Annotated in this window: 24 protein-coding genes and 1 other RNA gene; 6 read left to right on the forward strand and 19 right to left on the reverse strand. The window is 25.9% G+C overall.

The features are described 5' to 3' along the window. Positions 1–61: 61 nt before the first annotated feature. The 4 genes from AACK91_RS04495 to AACK91_RS04510 form a co-directional block, all read right to left on the reverse strand. Positions 62–724 carry a uracil-DNA glycosylase gene (locus tag AACK91_RS04495; protein ID WP_338964543.1) on the reverse strand — a complete coding sequence of 221 codons (663 nt, stop codon included), beginning with the start codon at positions 722–724 and terminating at the stop codon, positions 62–64. Between the two features lie 325 nt (positions 725–1,049). Beyond that, on the reverse strand, positions 1,050–2,012 hold the full coding sequence (locus AACK91_RS04500; protein ID WP_338964514.1) for an IS1/IS1595 family N-terminal zinc-binding domain-containing protein: 963 nt from the start codon (positions 2,010–2,012) through the stop codon (positions 1,050–1,052). Between the two features lie 74 nt (positions 2,013–2,086). Continuing rightward, the gene (locus AACK91_RS04505) at positions 2,087–2,311 is read right to left on the reverse strand and encodes a hypothetical protein (RefSeq protein WP_338964546.1); all 225 of its coding nucleotides are present in this window, start codon (positions 2,309–2,311) and stop codon (positions 2,087–2,089) included. 51 nt (positions 2,312–2,362) lie between these two features. After that, positions 2,363–2,551: a lipoprotein gene (locus tag AACK91_RS04510; RefSeq protein WP_338964549.1), complete on the reverse strand. Its 189-nt coding sequence runs from the start codon at positions 2,549–2,551 to the stop codon at positions 2,363–2,365. A 288-nt stretch (positions 2,552–2,839) separates the two neighbouring features. Here AACK91_RS04510 and AACK91_RS04515 point away from each other — a divergent pair, with 288 nt between their 5' ends. Next, positions 2,840–3,442, forward strand: coding sequence for a YigZ family protein (locus AACK91_RS04515; RefSeq protein ID WP_338964551.1), 603 nt, complete (start codon positions 2,840–2,842; stop codon positions 3,440–3,442). Here AACK91_RS04515 and trmB read toward each other — a convergent pair. From trmB to AACK91_RS04570, 11 genes are all read right to left on the reverse strand, one after another. Continuing rightward, positions 3,408–4,058, reverse strand: a complete 651-nt coding sequence (trmB, locus tag AACK91_RS04520) for a tRNA (guanosine(46)-N7)-methyltransferase TrmB (protein WP_338964554.1) — start codon at positions 4,056–4,058, stop codon at positions 3,408–3,410. The two genes, AACK91_RS04515 and trmB, sit on opposite strands and share 35 nt — an antisense overlap. After that, the gene (locus AACK91_RS04525) at positions 4,042–5,973 is read right to left on the reverse strand and encodes an EAL domain-containing protein (RefSeq protein ID WP_338964557.1); all 1,932 of its coding nucleotides are present in this window, start codon (positions 5,971–5,973) and stop codon (positions 4,042–4,044) included. Before AACK91_RS04525 ends, trmB begins: the two co-directional genes overlap by 17 nt. 224 nt (positions 5,974–6,197) lie before the next feature. Then, positions 6,198–6,629: a transfer-messenger RNA gene (gene ssrA / locus AACK91_RS04530) on the reverse strand. A 48-nt stretch (positions 6,630–6,677) separates the two neighbouring features. Continuing rightward, on the reverse strand, positions 6,678–7,949 hold the full coding sequence (locus tag AACK91_RS04535; protein ID WP_338964560.1) for a hypothetical protein: 1,272 nt from the start codon (positions 7,947–7,949) through the stop codon (positions 6,678–6,680). Between the two features lie 18 nt (positions 7,950–7,967). Next, positions 7,968–9,152: a hypothetical protein gene (locus AACK91_RS04540; RefSeq protein WP_338964562.1), complete on the reverse strand. Its 1,185-nt coding sequence runs from the start codon at positions 9,150–9,152 to the stop codon at positions 7,968–7,970. 12 nt (positions 9,153–9,164) lie between these two features. After that, entirely contained in the window at positions 9,165–9,938 is a 774-nt protein-coding gene (locus AACK91_RS04545) for a DUF4091 domain-containing protein (RefSeq protein WP_338964564.1), read from the reverse strand. Beyond that, entirely contained in the window at positions 9,910–11,046 is a 1,137-nt protein-coding gene (locus AACK91_RS04550) for a hypothetical protein (protein WP_338964566.1), read from the reverse strand. The genes AACK91_RS04545 and AACK91_RS04550 overlap by 29 nt, the downstream gene beginning before the upstream one ends. 20 nt (positions 11,047–11,066) lie before the next feature. Continuing rightward, on the reverse strand, positions 11,067–11,375 hold the full coding sequence (locus tag AACK91_RS04555; RefSeq protein ID WP_338964568.1) for a hypothetical protein: 309 nt from the start codon (positions 11,373–11,375) through the stop codon (positions 11,067–11,069). A gap of 10 nt (positions 11,376–11,385) precedes the next feature. Beyond that, positions 11,386–12,411 (reverse strand): hypothetical protein, encoded by a 1,026-nt coding sequence (locus AACK91_RS04560; protein ID WP_338964570.1) that lies wholly within the window; start codon positions 12,409–12,411, stop codon positions 11,386–11,388. Between the two features lie 349 nt (positions 12,412–12,760). Continuing rightward, positions 12,761–13,273 (reverse strand): hypothetical protein, encoded by a 513-nt coding sequence (locus AACK91_RS04565; RefSeq protein WP_338964572.1) that lies wholly within the window; start codon positions 13,271–13,273, stop codon positions 12,761–12,763. A gap of 276 nt (positions 13,274–13,549) precedes the next feature. Continuing rightward, positions 13,550–14,398, reverse strand: coding sequence for a lipoprotein (locus AACK91_RS04570; protein ID WP_338964574.1), 849 nt, complete (start codon positions 14,396–14,398; stop codon positions 13,550–13,552). A gap of 344 nt (positions 14,399–14,742) precedes the next feature. Between AACK91_RS04570 and AACK91_RS04575 the strand changes: the two genes are divergently transcribed. The 4 genes from AACK91_RS04575 (at position 14,743) to AACK91_RS04590 (ending at position 18,879) form a co-directional block, all read left to right on the forward strand. Continuing rightward, positions 14,743–14,892 carry a hypothetical protein gene (locus AACK91_RS04575; protein WP_004027793.1) on the forward strand — a complete coding sequence of 50 codons (150 nt, stop codon included), beginning with the start codon at positions 14,743–14,745 and terminating at the stop codon, positions 14,890–14,892. After that, positions 14,892–15,143, forward strand: a complete 252-nt coding sequence (locus AACK91_RS04580; RefSeq protein WP_040092696.1) for a hypothetical protein — start codon at positions 14,892–14,894, stop codon at positions 15,141–15,143. Before AACK91_RS04575 ends, AACK91_RS04580 begins: the two co-directional genes overlap by 1 nt. A 410-nt stretch (positions 15,144–15,553) precedes the next feature. Beyond that, positions 15,554–16,516 (forward strand): IS1/IS1595 family N-terminal zinc-binding domain-containing protein, encoded by a 963-nt coding sequence (locus AACK91_RS04585; RefSeq protein WP_338963247.1) that lies wholly within the window; start codon positions 15,554–15,556, stop codon positions 16,514–16,516. A 284-nt stretch (positions 16,517–16,800) separates the two neighbouring features. After that, positions 16,801–18,879, forward strand: coding sequence for a spiroplasma phage ORF1-like family protein (locus tag AACK91_RS04590; RefSeq protein ID WP_422397284.1), 2,079 nt, complete (start codon positions 16,801–16,803; stop codon positions 18,877–18,879). A 256-nt stretch (positions 18,880–19,135) separates the two neighbouring features. Here the strand turns inward: AACK91_RS04590 and AACK91_RS04595 are convergent, their stop codons facing one another. Together AACK91_RS04595 and AACK91_RS04600 are read right to left on the reverse strand one after the other, a co-directional pair. Further along, positions 19,136–19,261, reverse strand: a complete 126-nt coding sequence (locus AACK91_RS04595) for a hypothetical protein (RefSeq protein ID WP_338964576.1) — start codon at positions 19,259–19,261, stop codon at positions 19,136–19,138. After that, positions 19,239–19,331 carry a lipoprotein gene (locus AACK91_RS04600; protein WP_338964578.1) on the reverse strand — a complete coding sequence of 31 codons (93 nt, stop codon included), beginning with the start codon at positions 19,329–19,331 and terminating at the stop codon, positions 19,239–19,241. The genes AACK91_RS04595 and AACK91_RS04600 overlap by 23 nt, the downstream gene beginning before the upstream one ends. Positions 19,332–19,450: 119 nt before the next feature. Here AACK91_RS04600 and AACK91_RS04605 point away from each other — a divergent pair, with 119 nt between their 5' ends. Further along, complete coding sequence (locus tag AACK91_RS04605; RefSeq protein ID WP_338964580.1) at positions 19,451–20,422, forward strand: IS30 family transposase; 972 nt, start codon at positions 19,451–19,453, stop codon at positions 20,420–20,422. Between the two features lie 675 nt (positions 20,423–21,097). Here the strand turns inward: AACK91_RS04605 and AACK91_RS04610 are convergent. Both AACK91_RS04610 and AACK91_RS04615 read right to left on the reverse strand, forming a co-directional pair. Beyond that, complete coding sequence (locus AACK91_RS04610) at positions 21,098–21,481, reverse strand: hypothetical protein (RefSeq protein WP_338964582.1); 384 nt, start codon at positions 21,479–21,481, stop codon at positions 21,098–21,100. 156 nt (positions 21,482–21,637) lie between these two features. After that, positions 21,638–25,798: an ABC transporter permease gene (locus AACK91_RS04615; protein ID WP_338964585.1), complete on the reverse strand. Its 4,161-nt coding sequence runs from the start codon at positions 25,796–25,798 to the stop codon at positions 21,638–21,640. Positions 25,799–25,853: the final 55 nt, after the last annotated feature.

Consider the following 25,853-nt stretch of genomic DNA (forward strand, 5'->3'; position numbering starts at 1 on the left):
TCTACATGTTGATAAAATAAAGCTTTTGTGGAGTCAATATTTTACATAATACAATTATACATTACATTTTTCATTCAATTATGTTTTTTTTATTTTTTAAAAGTAAATTATTAATTTTTATAAAAAATTGTTGATCTTTAAACAAGTTATAGCTAAAAGGTGACGGATGTGATCCCTTAATAATATTACTTTTGTTAGTAATATACTCACTATATTGTTTTGCATAATTGCCCCATAAAACATAAATAATGGCATCGTGAATTTGATTTAAATAAATAATTAAATTTTGGCTAAAAGTTGTTCAACCAATATCTTTATGACTCAGTGGCGTTTTGGTAACAACACTACCAATTGTATTATATAAAAAAACACCTTCTTTAACTCAATGTTCTAAATTACCACTAGCATGATGGTCAACCCCTAAATCCTTTTTTAATTCATGAAAAATATTAACTAAACTTGGTGGGTTTTTAATACCACTACTAACACTGAAAGCTAATCCATTAGCTTGGCCAGGGCCATGGTATGGGTCTTGACCAATAATTACAACTTTAATATCTTTTGGTTCAATTAAAGTAAATAATCGAAAAATATCGGTTTTTTGGGGATAACAAATATTTTTTTCATATTCATTATCAATATTTTTTAACAATTGTTGAAAATATGGTTTTTTAATTTCATTATCAAAAAACTCTCTCCAACCAACTGCATACTTTATTCACATTATTTTATCTCCTATTACTTGTCTGAAATATTGTAATTATTAGTATTTATTTTTTGCAAATTAATTATATCAAAAACTTTTTTAAATCCAATGATTCTTGAACTAAAACCTTTGATGTTTTAAAAACATTAAATATTTTAATATTATTAATTCTTTAAATGCTATTGGATTTAAAAACTAACTTATAATTATAATTTTTTGAATTATATTTTAATAATAAATCTACTTTAATTTTGTCGAAAACTCTTGATGAAATAAAAAAAATCATCAATATGACAATTTGAAAACTAATTTTGTGTAAGATTATGATTTTGCTTTAAATTTTTTAAACGTTAAAATATAATACCGTTGATTGTTGGTTTGGTGTTAAACCTTTGTGTTGGTATTTTCATTTTCAGAGCTTTAAATAATTTTGAATATTAGTGAAACCCAAACCATGATAATGAATTAAGGCTTCTTTAAGACTGGATTGTAATTTACTAATCTTATTTAACTTTTGATAACTAGTATCAGGGTTTGTACTAGTTTTGGTGGAATATAGAGTAGAATTTGTTTGTTTTGCTACTAATAAATATAGTGGTTGCATATCAGAAATAATTATTGATTTTTCTTTAATTAGTTGCTTATTCATATTTTCAATAATCCATTGTTTTTGTAATCTTTTGGTATTGGTGGATTGAACAAAAATATTATTATTGCTATCAACTGCCATTTGAATACAGCATTTGGTATCAGTTGAAAATGGATCGAGATGAGTTTTTCGTTTATCAAATTTATCTTTAAAATTGCCTTTATGAATTTCTTTAATAAATGTTTCATCCATTTGGATTTGACCATTTAATTTTTTAAATTTTAACTGTGTATTTTCTAATTGTTTTGATTGCATTAATTTTTGTCGATTATATCAAGCGGTTTTTGGGGTTGTTTTAATAAAACGAGAAATTATTTTACTAGATTGTCCTAACAATGAAATTTGAATTAATAAATTTCACTGTTCATAATTTAAATGACTTCAATAAGTAAAATGATGACGAAATGCATCAAAACTAGCACGACATTTTTTACATAAATATTTTTGTTTTCCTTCGGAATTATGACCATTTTTAACACAATGAAAAGATTTGCAATTAGGACATATAATGCCTTTATCTCTAAATTTTTGATCAATTTCATTTAAACGTTTTTGTTTTTTAATTAAGTCTGCTTGTTGTTTTATTTTTTCATAAAATTTTAAAAATTGATCATCTGTTAAGCTATTTATTAATTCTGTAATTATTTTTTTCATCATTTATTTACCTCCATATATTAAAAATATACCTAATTTTAGGTATATTTTATAAATATCAAGAGTTTTCGACAAAATTAAAGTAAATCTACGTCAAGATTAAATTTTTGGGTTTTACAATAAAGCACGAATTTACTTTTTCCATTCTCTTTATTATCAATTATCTGTACATTGGTAAAATTTCAAATGTTATTTTCTAATTTAATATTTAAACCATTTGATATTTTTTCATATTCTTGAATTAAATAACTAATTACACCATCTTTGTTTGAGACATCATCGGTTTTTATTATATTTTTCATATTATCTTTATTAATTTTAACTCCTATACTAGGTTTTAAATCTACACTATATTAGCTAATCTCCGCCCCGCTACATTTTGCCATTTTAGTAGAATCTACGTTAAAAAATAAACTGCTCATAAAAAATGAATTAATATAGGCTTGATCGCTTTCTGAAAATTGATTTTTACAAGCAACACTATTTGCTGTTCCAAGTCCAGTTAAAGATATTGTACCTAATATACTTAATATTTTCTTCATATTTTTTATTTTTCCTCCCACTGTTTATTTAATATTTTTATTATATTTGTTTTTCTTTTGTTGTCAAATTTTTTATTTCCAATAGCGTATAACCAAGTTATCAAATAAATTATGGTTAAAAGAAACTTTGCCTAAAATGAAAAAAAACATTAAGGTTATCTATCAAATAAATAGTAAGAAAAACAACAAAGAATGCTAACATTTATTTTAAATTATTATAAAATAATTTTATAAAAAATATGAAAATCTTTATCAAAAATTAAGAAAGCAAAATAAAGTGGTGAAGAAATGCAAGAACTAAAAGAAAACAAAATAATTATTGGAGAAATGACCATTAAAAAGTCACGTTTTATTTGTTTGATACAAAAAGTTACTTCTGAACAAGCAGCCCTTGCTTTTATTAAAACAAACCAGCAATTAAATGCAAATCATAATTGTTATGCATATATTATCGGAAAAAATCAAAATATTATGCGAAAATACGATGATGGCGAACCAAGCAATACTGATGGCAAACCAATTTTAGATATTTTATTACATCATCATCTTACCAATGTTGTCTGTTTAGTTATTCGCTATTTTGGAGGTATTAAATTAGGGGCCGGCGGGTTAATTTGTGCTTATGCAAATAGTGTTAAAATGAATTTAAAAAATAGTGAATTAATCCCTTTTTTAGAAACAAAAGAAATTATTATTCAATTTCCTATTAGTAAAATTAAACTTGTTGATGAGTATTTAACTTATCATTATTCAAACATTAAAATTAAAAAAACTTTTAACGAATCAATTAGTTATACATTTAGTCTTGCAACCACAGAAATCCCTCGTTTAACTTTATGAACAAACAATAATGCGATTAATCTAATTCTTTCTGAACATAAAGATAGTTAATATTTTTTCCAAGTTGTACAAAACGACGTTCATATTCGGTTGGAATATTATTTTCAAGATACTCACTATCATATAAATCAGTCGTGTAATCAATAACTTTTCAGTTATTTGTTTGAAAGGATTCTAACGAATAAGCAAATAACTGATCGTTATCTGTTTTAAAATGAATTTCACCATTTGTTTGTAAAATTAATTGGTAGAATTCTAAAAATTTTATGTTAGTTAAACGCCGCTTTTCGTGGCGTACTTTTGGTCATGGGTCAGAAAAATTTAAATAAATTCTATTAACTTCCTGGGGCGCAAAAATGTCTAATAACATAGTCGCATCAAAAGCAATAATTTTTAAATTTGGTAAATTTTCAGCAACAATTTTCTTTAACGCTAAAACCATAACTGAAGGATACCGTTCAATTGCTAAAAAATTTTGTTCTGGATATTTTTTTGCTAAAGTAACAATAAATTCACCCTTTCCTGTTCCAATTTCAATGTTTAAGGGATGGTTATTTTTGAAAACAGTTTTTGCTCATTGTCCTTGATAATTTTCTGGATTCTGTAAGGCAACCGTTGGATTGCTTTCAATATATTCTTCTGCTCAAGGCTTATATCTTAGTCTCATCTTGTGACCCTTTCATTTTATTTTTTAATAATGCTAATTTTATCTCACGACTAACTTCCAATTGTGGTTCATCATAAGTACCAAACAATGAACCAAACATATAATCAATTTTTAGTTCTTTTAATTTACTATATCCTAAGTAACTATTAACTTGTGGCGCAATTAAAATAACATCAATTTTTTTTGCTAAAATAATATATTCCTTAATTAAGTTTTGATAATGTAAATGAATAAACATTTCTCGAATAATGGTTGGGGCAAAAATAGCATAATTAGGCTCATAATAATACAAACTATTTAATTCAGTATCAATTCCACCAAAGTTTTTAACTGCCACCTCAATTCCAATGTTTTTAATTGCCGTTAAATTTTGTTTAAATTGTTCTGGGTCAAAACCAGTTTCCATTAAATCAAACGTTAAAATTAAATTCGAAGGTTTAATTTTTAATTCAATTAATTTTGTTGCAAATTTTTTTAAGTTAAACTGTTCACCAGCAATAAAACTAGCTGGATAAGTAATAAATAATTTTTGTTCTAAATAATTATCTAACTTTTGAAAATTTTTAATGTTTAAAGCAGTATTAAAACGTACTAACATTGTTTCATGAACAAGTCCTCCAAAATTACTAATATTCTTGGTAAACATTAGATCGCTATCAACACCATCAACCAAGTTATTACTATAATGGTATACTAATTTAAAATCATCAGTGACATTAACAATTGGCGAATATAAACTAACAATCTTTTCTAATTGCGTATGTTCATTTAAAGCTAAAATACTGCGTTTTTGATTTGATAACTCCTTAATATGTCCCGGATCAACAAAAATAATTTGATTTAAATATTCAATGTTTAAACGATTATCAGCAGTAGCAATATTATATTCTTTTAACTTATTTAAATCATTCGATTGCAAACCATATAATGAAGCATAACCTTGTAATTTAACAATTATTTTGTATTTTTTAAAAATAAAACTAGTATTAACTTGTCCTAATAAAATTTCAAATTCTTTTAATAAATCAGTTTCTGGTCGTAATTTGCTTTTGTTATGTAGCAAAATATTACCAATATTAATTTTTTCATCCTGACTAAGGGGCACAAAAATTCCAAAGTGATTTAAGCTTGCCTTAAAAAATAAAACATTTTGGTCTTTTCATAAGGTAAAAACTTGGTTTGAAATTAAGTCAATAATTTTATTTTTAATATTGCTGCTTAAAAAACGATCTAGTTTTTCAACATTATTAATCATAAAAGTAAAATAAATTCCATGTCGAATTTTATTTTTATGAATGACATTATAAATAGCATCGTGTGCTAATGCTTCACGAACATAACTGTTTCGATCATATTCAATAATATTTTGTAATTTTAAAGCATGAATATAAATTAATTCAATAATTGCACAAATACTATAAGCAAAATAACTCATTGTAATCCACACTAAAACATATAATTCATTTACTAAGTTTGCTGAAACAGCCATAATTCTAGATTGAACTAAAATAATAATTGATGTTGTAATAAACGACGCTAATGCTAATAATGACCAACTTGTTCATTTTGTTCATTTAAAGTATCAACTAATAAAAATAATAATTAAACTTAGTCCATAAAGGACTGTAACCATAACAATATTAGATGTTCCCGTTAAAGATAAAAAATAGTTATTAGTTAGATGTGGTAACACCCCAAATAAGAAAGTAAACATAATAATCGTATATAAAATTGTTGATAAATAAGAAATAAAAACCCCAATCATTCAGCAAACTATTATTGGCAAAAAGATATTAATAACAATCATCGTATTTGCTTCCCCTGTTTTTGGTGGGACAAAAACTAGAATCAAACCTTGCGCAATAATAACTAAAATGGCAAAAACACCACCAATAACTGCTTGGTAATAAATCATAAACCGAGTAAAATAATTTCGAACTAAACCTCAGGTAAAAACATAAATAAGAGTAAAAATAAGTATAAAGAATAAATATACAAAAATAATACTTAAAATATTACCCACTTATTTTCACCTCATTTAAAAATATATGCATTGTTTTTATTATATCATTCCTTTTAAATACTTTTTAAAATTTACACCCTTAAAAATAAGTTTTAAAAAGGACTTAAAATAAAAAATGGTGGAGATGGCGGGAATTGAACCCGCGTCCACAAACAACTTTCTAATATCTTCTACAGTTTAGTCTAATCATCTTTCTTTCATTATTTAATAGTGGGACTAGACAACTAATTAAATAACTAGATAATAAGTTGTTTTCAAAACCCTAACATTATCAATTAGAATTTCTATTAGATTAAGTATTTAGATACGATAATGGTTAATAACCTACAATTAACTATTATTACGGCTAGCTATTCTCTAACAACGAGAAATTAAACTGCTAACGCTTGAAATTGACCAGCAAATTGATTGTTCATCATGAATGCTGGAATTTCAACTTTGTCTTCGTTTTGTTTTTTGTTTGCGTTTCTTCAAACCTAGAAGCATTATAGTCTGCCAAACTACTGCCGATACTAGTAGATCATTCCTGTCGAAACCAGAACACCCCCATACTTTAATTATACTATCAAATTACCCAACAGTAAATAAAAATCTTTTTATGCATCGGATTTGATCTGACATAACTGTTTAAAATGATACTCTCGTTTAATTCCTTTCCCAGTTTTAAGAGCGAAACTATTACGAGTTAGGGCATAACAATCAAGAATAAAATCAAAACCACTAAAAACCAAAGGAAATAATAGGAAAAGGCCCATTCCTCGTAAATAATCTTTTTGTAATCAAAATAATAATCGTTCAACACTTAAACTAGGTTTAACTGTTGGATTATCATTTTTTAAATTCAAGTATTGAACATAGGCATTTAAACTACTAAAAAAGTAACTAAACAACACAAGTGTAACAATTAAAATAACAAATTTAAATAAATTTATCGTAATTTCATAGTAATTTTTACTAATTAAATTTATTATACATAACAAACTTCGGAATAATAATTCAACAAGAAGAAGAAGAATTACAATAATACTTAAAACATAAATGATATTACCTTTGTTTAAAAGATATTGTGTTCCATCATAGTGATAAAATAATCACGCCCTAGCATCTCATTGTAAAACACCCAACAAAAAAATATAACAAATTAAAAGAATTCTTGTTACTTTTAAAATAATAAACACAAAATTAATAACTCTTTCAAAATATAACCATCCTCAAATTTGTTGAAAAATAGAGTTTTTTGTTAAAAGAAAGTCAATTTTTCCTGCTGAATAATGTTTTAAGCGTAAGATTTTTACTGCCGATATTTGAAACTTATTATTATTTTCCTTAAAATCACATTTAAAAAAAGATGTAATTTGCTGATAAAATATCCCATTCGTTTTATAAATAAAATATTTTTCCGCAAAGTGTAATAAACTCACTTGATTAAAATTAACAACTCGAACGACACCACCTGCTAAATCATATTCATTAAAAAGACTTTTAATTTCTTGTTTATTGAAATAAATAACAGTTTTTCATTGATAAAAATATGTCATTGCAAAGAAAAAAACAAAAGTAAAAATACTAAGTGCCGTTGTAATTGCATAAAAAATTTGTCGTGAAAATAAACTTCATTTTGGAAAATAATTAGTGGTAAAAGTAAAATTTGATGTCAAAAATAAACAAAATAATTGAATAACATTACAAAGTAAACCAAGATTGATCATAATTAAGAAAAGATAAAACAATTTACCAACAATATACTTATCGCTAGCTTTTTTGTTTTTAAAATGTTTACCTAAATAAATTCCTTCTCAGCTACTAGCAAAAAGGAAAAATAAAACATTTAATACAATAAAATATTTTAAAGAAATTAAATCTGTCATAAAATTATTTTTCCCCTTCTATTTAAGTTTAAACGATACATGCGTCCCCACACTACCCGTTGTATTATTGATTTTAATATAACTTTTATTACTATTTTTAAACCACGCAAAGACATATGGCAAATTCCCATGTTCGCTAGCTTTTCATAAGTCTTTTAACTGTGTTGTTGGTAGTCAAGGATCGTTAGCATTTGCTTGGGCTCCTTTTTTTAAAATAACCTCAACATCTGCCGCACGCATAAAATGCAAATTATGGACGTGAGTTGATCAATCAACTAAATATTTGGTAACATCGGCCACAACTTCTTGCACAGTAGTTGTCCCATCATATGTTTTATTTGGAACAGGTTTTCAATCAATGTTCCGTCAATCATTAGCATTAAAATCGTTACTTTCAATTGTGACATTTCAAACTGATAAAAATGCTGTTTTTTGGGCAAAAGCAAATCCTTTTCCATCAAGCATTGTTTTATAATTACTATTTGTAACCGTTGGATCAAAGACCAATGTGGCAGTTGCAGCATCAAATTTTAGATAGGTAGTTTCATCTCGTTTCGTATTAATTTCTAAATTAAAGAAACCTTTTGGGGGTGGTTTATTATCATTTCACATCTTTTTACTTTTATAATATGCTACAATTTCTTCATATCCTTGATCAGTTTGTAATATTCGATTAGTACTTTGAATAAAACCAGTCATTAACTTAGCATTATCCCTTGGAACTGGATTATTTGAATAAAACAATGTTTCATTTTTAAAAACATTTAATTGGCTTAAATCAACATTAGTATTTATAATAATCCATTTTTCATTAAGATAATTACCATAATTGTTTGGTGTAATATGAATTGAAAAATAAGTAATTGGCAATAAGTTCCAAACAGCACTAAAATCAATTAAGTAATCTTTATTAGGCGTAGTTTGAGCACCATAATAAATATCAACATTAACTTTTAAAATGTTTAAAGTTTGAACATTATTTTGCAAAATTTCAAGAACAGTACTTCGTAATGTTTGAAAACCACCAAGTTCACTACCTAGCATTTGATCAACTGTTCAATCATAATTTTGAAATACTGTTTCATCAATATTGGCCAAATCAAAATCAAGTTGTTCTGTATGTTGACTCTGACAACTTACGATTGTGCCAACACTTGTCAATAAAAGATTTCCTGCTAATAGTGCCATTAATAACTTTTTCATATAACTCCCTTCTTATAATGAATTAACATACATAAATAATTCATATACTTGTTCTCCAATTGTTTTATGATAAATTAACCCTGGTTGTTCAAACACAACATCATCTAACGTAAACTGCTGTGGATACCACTTATAATGATTATCTCTTGTTGTTGATGCTGGGAATCCAATTGCATTTAATGCCCGATTTAAATAATGTTTTTTATCTGGATATAACTCCATTAACTTCATCATTTTATGAACCATTTCCATACCATCAATATAATTTTTATAAAGAACACTATAGCGTGGTCCATTAATATTTCCAACATAAACTAGGTTATCATCTCCTGATTCAAATTGCCCATTCATTTCTTTTTTTGCATAGTAATCATCACGATATAAGTCAAATGACCACCGAACATAACCATTTGCCCCTAATTTATAGGCCATTAATGGTCCTCAAACTTGTTCACTATTATCAGATTGAATATAAGCAGCAGGAAAATTATTTCATGACGTATAAATCATGGTTGAATTGCCAAAAGATTTTCGACGAATAATATTACTTCGTAGTTTATAAATATTTATATTATTAAACTTTTCAACAATTTCACGATATTGTAAAATCATTTGATCATATTTATTTAAGAAAATATTTTGAATATCATCTTCATCAAAAGGGTTATAACGAAACCGTCAACCAGCAAAAACACTAGATTTAATAACACCATACGGGTCATTTTGAGCAACATTTTTCATTGTTAACTCATTTGTCTTATCAGCTAAATTCGTCAAATGATTCATACAAAGTAATTCGTTGTTTATTTGGCGTTAGATACTCTGGTTTATTCCGAATGGCATTTCAATGACTTGATAATGCCTTAATAAATTTACTATGAATTGTATTTAAATATGCTTCAAAATTTTTCCCTGGCATTCCGTTACTTGAATTTACTAACTCCGCCTTAAATTCTCGTTGTGGTCCTTTTTGCGCACCATTTTTAAGGTAAAAGAAACTAAAAGTACCTGGTTCCATTGCTGAAAACATAAATTCAGTATATCCCAACTGCGCAGCAACCTTTAAATATTCATCAAAAGCATTAAAATCAAATTCTCACTCTCAAGCATGATCATTAAAGACGGCATTTAAATCACTGCTTTTAATATAGTCTTCATATTGTTGGTCGGTTCAACCTAGCTTATTTAATTTCCCTACTCATTGAATTAATTGATAATTTCAACCAGGACCATATAAATAAAACGTATTTGATTCTTTTAAAGCTTTTAAATTAGCTAGTAAATATGGTCGCATTGTTGGAGAAAAATATCATGGTAAATTATTATCAAAGGGTCCTTCCTTTTCTGCTGTTGACCTTCCTTCATAATTTAATTTATTTTGCATTGAGTCATTCCCGGTATCAATATATTTCATTCCATTTGAAGGAAACGAAGTAGCACTAAAACCAAATCGTTCACTTAATGGTTTATTAGAATCACCTGTTGTTAAAAGATAATTTTTAATATCAACACTAAACTTACGCACAATTTCTTTTTTAACTTGTTGATTGAACGTAAAGTTTAATTTTACGGTAAAATTTTGAATTCCCGTTTTAGCTTTGGCCCCAACAAAAATACTAATTCAAATTGGTTGAACATCATATTGCATTGTTGCGAGAGTTCTTTCACCTAATGCATCTGGCATATACTGCACCCCAGGATAAATATAACGATTAGAACTTGCTGCATTTGGAAAAGCTTTAATATAAGTCAGAAAAACAACATCACTAATAATATTTGGATCGTTATTATCATTAATAATAGATACTTCTAAATCCTGATATTTATCAAGGTCTTCTTTATTTAATAAAATTAACTGTGTATTAAGATGTTGATTTTTTCATGATGTTAACATTGGGTTATCATTACTACATTTTAAAACATCTGAGCGATTTCCATAAAAAACCTGGTCTCCATTTTTATCTTCATTATAAGCACTATATGTAAATTTTGAATCACCAAAAAGGTATGAAAATAATAATTATCATCTGGAAGTGGATTTTGATTGTTACCACAACCATATTGAAAATTATACTGGTTATCGTATTGACCATGACTACCGCCACCAGAACCGTTTTTTCCTAATCGGCTACAACTAACAACCATCATTACAAATGGCGGAATTAAAACCAGAACTAATAAAATTTGAATACTTTTTTTAAATGATAACTGTTGTCGCATCATATCACCCCTTTTATACCTTAAATCCTAAATGAACCCCCGGCAAAGTACTTAAATCAAGTGAAGTATCTTTAGCATTAATTAATTCTAATCAAACTCAATGTCTTTTTTCTCCACTTGGTGTAGTAAAAGTATATAAATCGCTTAAGATTGTTTCATTATCCAATAAATTAGGACCAGAATAACCATTTTTACGGAATTGTAATTCAAAAGCATCAATTGATAAATCAGAATTATAAATATCTTGCACAGCATTAACAATAAATTGTTTCATCTCAAGATATATGCCATTTAGTTTAGTTTCTAAAGTAACATCCTGATTTAGAATCGCATAATCAAAATTATGGTCTTTAAAATCTTTACTTTGGATTTTAATAACTGGTGCTGTTTGCAATGTAAAAGGCTGGTTTGAAATTTTAAATAATGATGTTTGTAAACGTTCAGGAACATACTTAAATAAATCAGGATTTATTGTTAAAAAATCATTTTGTTCAGGCACAAAGGCTTCACTTAAATTCATAAAAGAACTAATATCCTGATTAATTGTCAACTGTCCTGGTTGTAATTCCATCCCTGCAGTAATATCTAAATTCATCCGTTGAAATTGGGCGTTAAAATTATCAAGAATTATTTTATTATTTAATAATTTATTCCAACTATTAACAAGTTTAGGAACACTATCAATTGGCCCATTTGAATTATCAAATTTAACAAATTTATTATCAACAGATTCTCAACTTGGACGATAATCAAATTCTAAAAATTTATGACCTGTAAAAGGACTTTTTTCTGTTGCAAAAATTCCAACAGTAAATCAAAAAATATAATTAGTATTAGTGAAATCATTAAAATCAATTACTTTTGCATTATAAAAATTATTATCAGTAACATGACCATAATAAATTTCAACATTTAAATTTTTAACAACTTCTATTCCTAAGTTATTTTGCAATCCCATCATAACATTACTACGAATTGATGGCATTAAACCATCATCATATCCACGTAAACTATTTAACCCTCATTTGTTCTTTGTCATAATCGAATCTGGTTTTAACAATAGTCCTAAATTTTTTGTTTCTTGTCACCATAAATTAGCAGAAACCAAACTAAAACCCGTAACTATAGGAAAAATAACTGCTAATAAGCAAAATACTCTCTTCAAATTCGCTATCTCCGTTTTTCCTTTTGTGTTGATATTTCTAAGTCTAAAATAAATTATAGTAAAAAAAGCAACTATCCCCAATTCTCAATAAATAACATTAACCCAATATGTGTCTTTAAAATGGGGCCTAAAATAAAGGTAAAAATTATTTTAGAAACTGTATATAAGAACAAAACAAGGGTAAAAATTTCAAAAACATACAAAAAAAAGCTTAATTTTAAAATTAAGCTTTTTTATACATTCCCAAATTAACACCCTCAATTTTTTCTTGAGTTTCATTACTTTGCTGTCCAGAAGCAAAAGAGTAAAACAATCCAGTGTCTGTATCTTCACCAAAAGTAAATAGAATTGCTCAACGTTCTTCAGTTTGATCATCTCAAAATAAGGCACTAGGATCAACATAACGCGATCCACCCTTAACATTTGGCGATAATGGATGTGATATTAAATTGAATAGGTCAATATCCTCTAAATCCTTTGCCCCATCAGATTCTTTAAAATCTGTGACTAACAATTTTGAAACATCTTTTAACCCATTTTTTTGGTTTTTAATTACTATTTTGCTATATAGTTCTTTTGGTATCCCAAAATTAACTTCATTTTTATTAATTACATTACCATTTACATAATTTAAAAAGGCAATAATAATTTTCCCTCAATTTGCTAATTTTTTATCAATTCCTGCCCGTGATAAGTTTAAGGTAATCGTTGCATCTTCATCATCTTTATTTTTCATTGTTCCAGTTAAACCTAATCCATAAATGTTAAAATAATTTAGTTTAATTTGAAATGTTCCTAAAGCTAAGTAAACATTATCATCAACATTAAAAACTGAAGCAACTTTAGTTTTATAAAAATTAGCAAAATCACTACCTGTTACACCATTAATATCGGTTCAACCAGTCGCTTGATCTTTAATTCAATTTGATAATGTTAAATCTTTTGGATCTTGAAATTTTGATAAACCACCATATCCTTTATTTTCATTGTTTAACCCACCTTTTTGTTCTTGTTAAAGCAAGTCAACGGCATTGTAACTCATTGTAATATCTTTGAATTCTTTTTTGCTTGCAATATAAGTTTTAACAGCATTTTTTAATGTATCATTCAATGCCACATTATTTTTAGAAAAGTCTCAAATCATTTGATCATATAGTGGTTTAAAAATTTCATTTTCACTAAAATTAACAGTCTCTAATTTATTAAAATATTCTCTAATATTTTGAATTAAAAAGGTAACTGCTTTATCGGAAAAGACTTGCAATGCAGAAACATTTTCTGCAACATTATAAATACTTGATATTTGAAAATTAGCATACATTTGTTTAAATTTTAACTGAATTGTTGCCGTATAATCAATACGAACTGCCGAAAATAATTCTGGCTTAACATCAGCTGGAAATTTATTACGTAAATTTTCAACATCAATATAAGTTACTTTTACAACATTTCTTTCATCATCTAATTTTAATGGTAATTCATTAACAAAGTAATTTGAATATTCATTTTGTAAATCACGATTAACACTATCAAAGATTTTTGTAAAATCACTAATAAAATAAGTAGCTAATTTATTGTCTTCAGAATTACTTAGTTTTAATTGATAAGGTTCTATATCTCCTTTGTTTACTTTAGAATAGATTTTTGATAGGTTATTTTTTGAACTATCAACATAAGCATTATTTTTAATTTTTTGATTAATTTTTTCAGTAGCTTTAGTTTGAATTTCATTAAAAACCGTAAGGTCTTTTGAACTAATTTCATTTTTATCGATACTTTTTTTGTTATGATATGAAATAACATTTGGTGTTACAGTTCCAACTAATGTTACTGCCCCCAAAATACTTAATAGTTTTTTCATTTTGTTTCTCCTTTCAAAATTGTAACCTTTAATTTGAAAAATTAGAGGTTACAAAAATTTTATTAATAATGCATCGTGTAAGTGAAGTGCAACAAATCAACTCAGAAAGGAGTTGATTTTTTAATGGAAAGAAAACATTATTTTATTTTACGGTCCTTAGTAACTAAGTATGGAAAAGATAATGTTATTAATACGGTAAATAATATTTTAATTAATAATGAAAAAGAAGATGAATAAATTATCCGCGTAATTTATTAGCGGTAATTTATTCAATATAGTTTATTTTGAGCGTAGCGAACACGCGAAGCGTGCCGCGAAAATTAGATTTTTGGGGGGAATAAGTTATGCCAGTTTGATTAACGACAATTTTTAGTGTTGTTATTATATTAGGTATTTTTGCTTGAATTGGTTTATCAATTTATCAAAAAATTCGCCAAATTCGAGGAAAGAAAAAAGATAAAAAAGAAATTGAAAATAAGGAGGATAAGAAATAATGTTAGGTATGTATTTAACAACAGCAATTAATTTTTTAGCAGTTGGTGATAAACCTACTATTTCAGATGGAATGGGTTCTATTTGAAGTGGTTTAGGGCAAGCAATGATGAAAGTTAAAGAAGCAATTTATGCTGTATTACCACAATTAATGACCTTTTTGGGTGATGCGTGAATTATTTTAATTCCATTTGGTATTTTTGTTATCATTAAGATTTTAAACTTTTTCCGTGTTATGGTTAAAGGATTTTAATATTTATTATTACTGATCATATATCTTAGCTATGGCACACTAGCTTTTATGTGAGTTGATTAAATAATTTTGTTGTTTATTTTTGTATTACACACTGTCTATAAGTTATTATTGAAATTATTAGTAATGAAATAATTGTTTTAAAGTAGGATTTAATAAAAATAAGAATATTTTTATTAGGGGTCATATTAATAGTAGTTTTGGAATATAAATTTTTATAATATTCTTTATAAATATATCTACTTTCTTTTTAAAATTTGTAGGCAGTATGTAGTGCAAAAATATCAATTTAATTATAAATGATTAATTTTATATTTTAATAACTATTATCTTTAATTTTGTCGAAAACTCTTGATATTTATAAAATATACCTAAAATTAGGTATATTTTTAATATATAGAGGTAAATAAATGATGAAAAAAATAATTACAGAATTAATAAATAGCTTAACAGATGATCAATTTTTAGAATTTTATGAAAAAATAAAACAACAAGCAGACTTAATTAAAAAACAAAAACGTTTAAATGAAATTGATCAAAAATTTAGAGATAAAGGCATTATATGTCCTAATTGCAAATCTTTTCATTGTGTTAAAAATGGTCATAATTCCGAAGGAAAACAAAAATATTTATGTAAAAAATGTCGTGCTAGTTTTGATGCATTTCGTCATCATTTTACTTATTGAAGTCATTTAAATTATGAACAGTGAAATTTATTAATTCAAATTTCATTGTTAGGACAATCTAGTAAAATAATTTCTCGTTTTATTAAAACAACCCCAAAAACCGCTTGATATAATCGACAAAAATTAATGCAATCAAAACAATTAGAAAATACACAGTTAAAATTTAAAAAATTAAATGGTCAAATCCAAATGGATGAAACATTTATTAAAGAAATTCATAAAGGCAATTTTAAAGATAAATTTGATAAACGAAAAACTCATCTCGATCCATTTTCAACTGATACCAAATGCTGTATTCAAATGGCGGTTGATAGCAATAATAATATTTTTGTTCAATCCACCAATACCAAAAGATTACAAAAACAATGGATTATTGAAAATATGAATAAGCAACTAATTAAAGAAAAATCAATAATTATTTCTGATATGCAACCACTATATTTATTAGTAGCAAAACAAACAAATTCTACTCTATATTCCACCAAAACTAGTACAAACCCTGATACTAGTTATCAAAAGTTAAATAAGATTAGTAAATTACAATCCAGTCTTAAAGAAGCCTTAATTCATTATCATGGTTTGGGTTTCACTAATATTCAAAATTATTTAAAGCTCTGAAAATGAAAATACCAACACAAAGGTTTAACACCAAACCAACAATCAACGGTATTATATTTTAACGTTTAAAAAATTTAAAGCAAAATCATAATCTTACACAAAATTAGTTTTCAAATTGTCATATTGATGATTTTTTTTATTTCATCAAGAGTTTTCGACAAAATTAAAGTATATTGTTGGGTTTATTGTTTCAAAAACATTGTATAGTTAGGGGTTGAATTATAAATATGAAAAAATCATTATCTTTATTTGCCATATCTATTTTAGGTATTTTAGGTTTAATTATTCCATTTATTACTTTAACAGCATTTAAACCCTTAAATCAGCAGAATTATACTGTTAATTAACAAACAATGGGAATGAATGAAACTGATTTTATTAATACAATGTTTTTACGAAGTAGTTTTTTTGAAAACTGGTCTGAAACAAATTACTTTATTAATCCAACTCTAAAAACATCACAAACATTAACTTATAATGATAAATGATATTTAGACTTTTTAAAGGATAGTTATTCAACGGGAATTTCATTTGATAAGCCTAGTGATGAGTTTATGGATTTATATAAAAATTGAGATACTTATGCTAAACAATATAATATTGATAAATTCTATGATGTTGATAAAAAACAATTTTTAAAAGAATTAACTAATTTTTCTTATTCTTTTGCTAAGTATTTTAATACTGTGGAAGTTATTAATAAATTAGAAAGAGGTATTGATAATTTACAATTAGTTAAAATGATTAATGAGTTTTGAATACAAATTCCTGGAACACAGGCACCTAATAAAGAATTTTTAACTGCTACTAATAAATGATATTTTTATGGAGAAAAAAGAAATGGTCAATATTTGCTTACAAAATTTTATTTTGATAATAATTTTATTAAAAATCAAAACACTTGATGACAACACTTAAAAAATGATTCAGATTTTATTTGAAACTATAATTTAGTATATCGTTGAGATGGAAACGGTGAACCAGAATTACCCGTTGTTGATAATGATGGCAAATTAAAATGATATACTGAATATTATCAAAATGTTCGTTCTTTTTTGCTTAAATATATTGATGTTATTGTACAAGAAAATATCCGAATTCAGCAAGGTGGTAATCCAAACTATGATGACCCAAATTTGGGTAGTGAAAGAATAATTTTTGATTTTGAAATTATTAATAATATGGAAAAATTAGATTGAAAACCTGATGTTATTTTAACTAGAAAATCAATTTATCGGATGATTTTAACAATTGATGAAAATAAAAATATTATTGCTGGTAGTTTAGAATTAACACATTTTAAACAATATTGGGATGGTAATAATGCAAATAGTTATTGGTATACTGATGATTTAGGTTTTTTATTTTCTTTCATAAAAGAAAAAGAAGATACTTTTAATTTTAGTGCTGAAACTTATAATTATTATCAAGGTAATTCTCCTAATATTGGTAAAATGGTTTTTGAACAGATGAAAGGTCAAATTGATATTAATAAATTTTTAAAAGCCTTTTTTACCTATGCTTTGGTACCTGTATTTCAAAATCGCAGTAATTTTATTGAAAGTGGTTATATTGATAATTTACAGTATGATACTGTTTTAATTAATTTTTTTGGTTTAAAATTGATTAATTTTAGAGATGTTTTAATTGATGAAACTAATACTAATAAAAATCAATTTGAAAAACTATTAAATAGTATGTTTACGGTTTCCCAAAATTTTTATAAAGATTATTTACGAACAATTTTTGATTTAGAAAATGATACTTATGTACAAGGATATAATAAAAAATATGGTTTATTATCAAATAATGGTTTTAAAATTTATCCTCGTTATTTTTATTTTTCTGATAAATACAATCAATTAGACATTAAATTGTATTCAGCATTTAAAAATCGTTTTTATAATACTAATTATGGTAATGTATTTAATTATGATTTTTCAGTTGCAAATAATTATAATATTAATCAAAATGAAGGTTATATTTTTGAAGGTGCTTTAAAAGATAAATACGGTTTAAAATACAAAAAAATTGAAGAACAAAAAATCGGTTATAATGTTTTTGAATTACAAGCCCAAAAAGAAAATGATATGTACCGTTATTATGATTTTAATTTTGGAATTTATAACTGACAAGAAATAAATAATGGCGGGTTGTTTCCTGATGGACAATGATGACAAGCCCAATATGAAAGTTGTAGTTGATATAATTTAGCGTGTCATATAAAAAATGCTGCAATTTTAATTGTAAATAATATTCCCGGTGTTAAACAAGTAAAAGAATTAGCAAGCGGTGTTGGTAAAATATTTCAAACAATATATAGTTTTTTTAGTCAAACATTTGAGGTATGAAAATTTAGTCCAGCATTATATAATACAATAACAAATATATTCCTATTAATTATCTTTATGAAGTTTGTTCGATTAATTTAAAAAAGGACTTGTTAGTCCTTTTATTCTTTTCAATCAATTATTAGTCCTGTGTCTTTATTAATTTCTGGTATTTGTGGTTCATTGTTTTTATTTCAACGATATACTAAATTATAGTTTCAAATAAAATCTGAATCATTTTTTAAGTGTTGTCATCAAGTGTTTTGATTATTAATAAAATTATTATCAAAATAAAATTTTGTCGTTATATAATTATTTTCATATTTATTTATATAAAAATATCATTTATTAGTAGCAGTTAAAAATTCTTTATTAGGCGCCTGTGTTCTAGGAATATTAGTTCATTTGCTATTTTCTGGTAGTTGTTGTGGTTCTGGTGTAGGTTTATTACCCCCCCCGTTTTAATTATTATTTGGTTTTTCACAACTAATTAATGTTGTTGTACTTGTTGCTGTTAATCCGATTACTCCTAAAATACTTAGTAACTTTTTCATATTTTACTTCTCCTTTATTAAAATTACTTGAATGCTATAATTGATTTTATCATATATCAATAATGTATTAAATAATTTTAATATTAAATTTATAAATTAATGAAAGGTATATAAATGTTATGTATAGTCATTTAAGTTTTATTGATAAGGTTAAATTGGAAAAATTATTATTATCAAAATTATTTTTAAAAAAGAATGGTGAAATAAATATTTCACAAATTGCTAAATGTTTGAACAGAAATCGTAGTACTATTTTGCGAGAAATTAAGCGTTTTAAAACTATTGATGAATATAGTGCTTATAAGTCAGATAAAATGTATTATGAGAAAAGAAAAAAGAATAATAAAAGATATAAGTTTACAGAAGAACAATTAAATTTTATTAATATAAGATTTAATGTTTATCGTGATTCTCCATCACAACCTATTCATCGTTATTTTCTAAAGTTTGGTATTAAATTTCCTGTTTGTGTTAAAACATTGTATAAATGAATTCGTTTGGGTTTTTATGGTTTTTTAAAACATAATTTACGTCATCGTGGTAAAAAATATAAAACAAAAGGAAAATTTGATAATCGTGGTAAATTAATTAATTTTAAATCAATATGAGATATTGAGAATAAAGAGACTGATGTTGGTTGATTTGAAATGGATACCATAGTTGGAAAAGAGCATCAATCTAGTAATTTGGTTTTAGTTGAACAAAATAGTAAAAGTTATTTTGTTATGAAATTAAAAAACCATACTGCTAATGAAGTTGTGGAAAAGTTTAAAGATATTGTTATAAGTAATAATTTATTTGGGAAAATTAAAGGAATAATAACTGATAGAGGAAAAGAATTTAGTAAATGAAGAGAATTAGAAATATTTGCTGAAACACAAATTTATTTTTGTGACCCTGGTAAACCACAACAAAAACCATTAATTGAATATATGAATTCTGAACTTAGACAATGATTTCCTAAGGGAACTGATTTTAATAATGTTAGTCAACAAAAAATAAATTGAGTAGTTAATGTTATAAATGATAAATTAAGGCCTGTTCTTAATTGAAAAACAGCAAAAGAGGTATTTTCAGATAATTTTAAATAGGTTTATTTGAAGTAATTTAATAAATTATTTTTTAGTGTGCTTAATTTTCCTTAAAATAAAATAAAAACTATAAATATTTTGATTTTTAAAAATTTATAATTGATTTTTTATGATTTTTATTGTATTATTTGACTGATAAGATTTGTTGAACTTCATTTTACATAATTCCTTGTTTAAAATTATTGTAATAACAACATTACATTCAATAGTTTTTTATCCTAAGATATCCATATTTATTTGATTTTGATTCAACACCAAAAACAATCCCATCTGTTGATGCAATTGAATAATATAAGTCTGTATTAAGTTATTCACCAAATATGAATAACAAACGAATCACGTACTTTTTTCTAGACTATCTCACAGGTAAAATATTCTTTAAATAAACATTTTAAAGTTTCATCTAATTTATTAATCCTCTGTGAAAAATCTCATATTCCTTTATCGTACAGTGATTTAAAAACTTCATTTTCACTAAAATCAACAGTTTCTAAGTTTGCAAAATACTCTTTAATATTTTTTAATAAAAAAGTAGTTGTGTTATTAGAAATTGCTTTTAGTTACAGTCCCAAGTAATGTTATTGCCCCCAAATATTTATTTGAAATAGTTTTTTCTAATTCAAAAAATGATTGGTGATACAATCTCAATTATTGTCTTTAAATTTTAAATTTTTATTATTTCACTCTTGGTGGCGTATGTCCTTTTTTAAATTGAATAATAGATTTAGAATTACGAAAATTAGTAAATAAGATACCTTCACGGAATTTTAAAATCCTTGATAAAAAAATATTTAAAATAATGGCTAATGTTAATTGACTTTTAAGTACTCAACATTGGTAGAAAAAAACTTGAAATTGTTCTGCACTTTTTTTAAGATATGTCAAAAGTTCAATTTTAGATTTGATACAACAAATAAAAAGAAAAACAACAACTGATGAATAGTAAAAATTGTTATCAATTGCTAAATCATCATCAAAAATAGTTGAATTATAAATAACATAAATAACAACCAAAATAAAATATAAAATTAAATATCCTTTAAACAATTTATTTTTCATTAGTTTTTTCTTCCCTTTTTACTACTTATTATATTTATAACAACTATTTTTAAAAAAACAAGTATAAAGGTCTTTTTCTGTAATAAGTGACGTAATCTCATAAAAATAGGTTTAGAAAAATAAAAAAATAAAAAAAAATCTAAGAAAATCTTAGATTTATATTTCATTAGCATTAACTTGTTCTTGAATACTCATATGATTAATTTTATAAGTTGAAATCCAATATGTAACTAAATAGATTCCTCCCATTAAAATAAAGGTAATTGGTAATGCGATTCATGGGAAACCAAACGGAATAATTATTTTGGCAATTGAAGTAAAGCCATAAACACCCGACCACAATATTAATCACATAATAGCAACTCCTAAGATTCATGCTAAGAAGGCAAAAGGAGTGAAAATTCCTAATGTTAAACTATTAATTTCACAGTTTGAATAACCTAACGCTTTCATTACCGCAATAAATTTTAAGAAGGTATTAACAAAAGATTCTGTCATAATATAAACAATAATAACCGCAGTAATAATTGTAATTACGACAAAGATGACCGATAAAATAATTGAAATTCAAGCAAGTTTTTGAATAACTTCGGCTTTAATAATTAAATAATCAGTATCACCAACCCCACCGCTTAACTGGCCATTCATAAAGTCAATCATTGAATAAGAACCATCTGATGAAGAAAGATTAAAGCGTGTTGTTTGGTCAACTTGATCTTGATACTTACTAAATTTACCATTAAACCATAATAATGGGTTATCATCTGCTTTATCATACATTTTGCTATGGTTTGTACCGAAACCAAGAATTTTGTTAGCTAAAATTTGATTAACATATGCTCGTGGTACATCATAAGAATTTTGAATTCCAATGATTTGATACTTAACATTTTTGGTTGTGGTACCAATTTTTAACAAGCCCTGACGAAGTGCTTCACGATATCAATTAGTTGGAAATCCACTAGTTAAATCACCAATCCCATTAATCTCTTTATCAAATTTATTGTCAAATGGATGAATAACATAATAATCCCCAACTTGTTTCACTACCTGTTGGTCTTTTTGAACCGGATTAGGATCCAATAATCCTGGTAGAGTTCGTCCTGTTGTCGCTGAAGTTGTGGTGTTCATGAATTCACCGGGTTTAAAAGCATTTACTGGTAACTTTAACACAAAGTTTTTAAAATTATAATAGTCTTGCACTGTGCCATTTTTACCCACAAAACCAAACCGGTTTTGTTGCCCAATTGTCAATTTTGTTAAATCAAGGGTAAACGGATCAATGTTATCGTCAACAAAACCATTTGGAAGCTCATATCCTCAATTAGCGGTCGGAACAGCACATTCATTTGCATCTTCACAATACTGTAATTGTTTAACATTAGTTGTCGTATTAACTATGTTATTTACTTGTAAATTATATTTACTCTGGGCAGATTTATTAACAACCATAGGAATTGGATCTGATTTAATATTTAAGTTTTTACTATCATCCAATGCTTTTTTTAATTTTTGATTAGGAAAAACAATTGTTTTATTATTTTCATTAATTCCATATGTTGAAAGACTAAAACTTGAATCCAGTATTTTTGCCATATATCCTGTATAAACATCTTCATTTTTAGAATTATAAGTTGAAGTTCCAAAAGTAAAATTAAATTGTTCTTTTGCTAATTCATTTTTTAATCGCATTGCCCTAATTTTACCGGGCATAATATCACTTGTCGCATATTGTGCACAATAAGTTCAACGATCAACAATATTGGGGTCTGTTGGATGAACGGGTTGTTTTCCAAAAGCCCGTGGCATTGTTGAACATAATAATGTATCAATTTGATTTCGAATATCAACATTTTGACCATAACGATTGTACATATCATAAAAGGTTCCAATTGACAAACTAGATCCCTTCCCAACCATAAAATTAAAAATAATCATATTATTTAATTTTTGGGCATATAAGTTGGCATTATTAGCATTAATATCATTTGTTGTTGAGAGTCATTTCCCACTATCATACAAATAATCACTAACGAGAGAATTTTTTGCCAGTGGATATACTGAACTATTTGAATATCCTGGTCCATTTCAATCATACATTTCATACCGGCTAAACGGGATGTTCCCAACAACATTTGTATATTCGTATTCGTTGTTATAATTTAAATTAGTATAATAATCTTTACTAAACTTATTGATTGCTGTTGGAATTAAAGTTGCAAATGTTAACGAAAGACTAGCAATAAAAAACGTTAAGAAAAACCACCCAATCTTTTTCGTCGATACTGCCATCATAACAAATCGAAATTTAGTTGTAAATTTTTTAAATGAAAAACTATTACTAATTGAATTTACTAATTTTGAAGTTTTAACATTCTTATTTGGATTTAATAAATCTAATGGACTAATGATTAACTGACGAATTGCTGTTGTTAGAATTGATAAACTACTAACTAAACCAATAATTCCAAAACAAATTGCAAATGGAATTAATGAAAATGAATAATTTATTGGAATAACAAAATAGTTATTAAAAACACTCATAATCGGAAATTGCAAAACAACACCAATAATTCACCCAAGGGGAACCCCAATTCCCGTAACAACAATGGCGTGGGCCAAATAGGAACTAGCAATTGTTAAACCACTATAACCATTTGCTTTTAAAATTCCATTTTCAATTTTTTGTTGATTAATAATTTTTTTAATTAAAATTACTAAGGTAAAAATTAAAATAATCAAGAAAACTATTGATAAAACAATGGTAATTGTTCGATAAACATCAATTGTTCTTCCTAACAAACTATAACGAAGATAAACTAATCTTGTTGAATCGCGACTTTGTAAACCGGAATTTTTATCACTCGGTTCATCTAAACTTCGAAAATCAGTTGCTAAATATTTTTTAAAAGTTTCAACATCTGCTGTTTCATCTTTTCCTGTATGTGCAATATACAGCGTTGAACTCTCATCGATTTCGGCATTCGCAATAATACTTTCTCCCCGATAAACACTTTCAGAAACATAAATAATTCCATCTGTTTTTGGATCAGGAAAAATATCAGTATCATAAATTGTTGGATAGATATTCGCTGGATCACCACCAATTGCACCAACAAAGAAATTAGAATTTTCCCCAATTTTAATTGAATCCCCAACTTTTAACTTTTGACTACGGGCAAATTGTGGCGTTATAACAACATAAACATCATTAGTTGGGTTGGTTGGATCAAATGATGAATATTTTTCAATAATTTTTAATTGATTATTGTCAATTAATGGTTGTCAATTAATTATTTTATACTTAAGGTTAGAAATTAAATCTCAATATGCATATTGTTCACGCATTTGGTATGAAAAGTTAGAAACTTTTGCAACTAAAGCATAATAAGATTTTGTAAAGCCATATGGTCCATATGGTTGATTCTTAAAAACAGTATTATTATTTTGATTATAAAAATCATTAACACTAAAAACGGCGTTTTCAATATTATTATTATACACAACATCAACATTGTTATTAGTAGTTGGTGAATAATAAAGATTAATCTTAACTAAAGGTTGTGATATATCCTTTGTTAAAAAACTTAAATCACCATTTAAACCATTGTCAAACAATTCTTGCTCAATGTTTTCTCTTGTTGGAATATTAGACGGATCACCCTGTTGTAAATCAACATCTTTATCTCATTTTTTATTTCCCTCACTTACAAACTTACGAACTTCCTCTTTTAATTTTTTTGCACCCTCACTTTTAGGATCAACAAATTTTTTATTTAAATAAGCGATAATTAGATTTACTGTATTTTGTGAAATATCGCTATGCGTAAAATTATTCATAAATGATTCAATTAAACCTAAATTATTATAATCAAAAAGGTTACCATTTTGATCATATAATTGTCCAATTAAAGATTTTTGAAAAGCTTCGCTTTGATAATTAAAACGATATAATCCATTATTTCAAAAAACAGGTGCTTTAGAATCGAGGTTTTTAAATTCAATACCGTTAACTTTATTTGTTGATGCATAATTGAATGTAATTTCAACATTCTTATCATCTAATGCTTTTAAAGCACCATTTAAACCAAGATGCGCATAAGGCAGTGTTGTTTTTTCATCATTAACATCAGTAATCAAATGATAATCATTACTAAAAGCAAATCAGGGTGTAATTGTTTCAACATTAGACCCTGTTTTCTTTTTACCATTAAACTTTAATAAATAATCATAGTTAAAAGTTCCTTGTCCCATAAATGAATATGCATCTGTTAACCGTGTGTTAACAATTCATGATGAAGTGGCTAACAATGTCAAAAGAGCAGCCAATACTATAAAAATAGTTAGCTGTGCTTTTTGCTTAAACATACTT

Origin of the sequence: Spiroplasma endosymbiont of Sarcophaga carnaria (assembly GCF_964019595.1) — a bacterium.
In the GTDB taxonomy this organism is placed as follows: domain Bacteria; phylum Bacillota_I; class Bacilli_A; order Mycoplasmatales; family Mycoplasmataceae; genus Spiroplasma; species Spiroplasma poulsonii.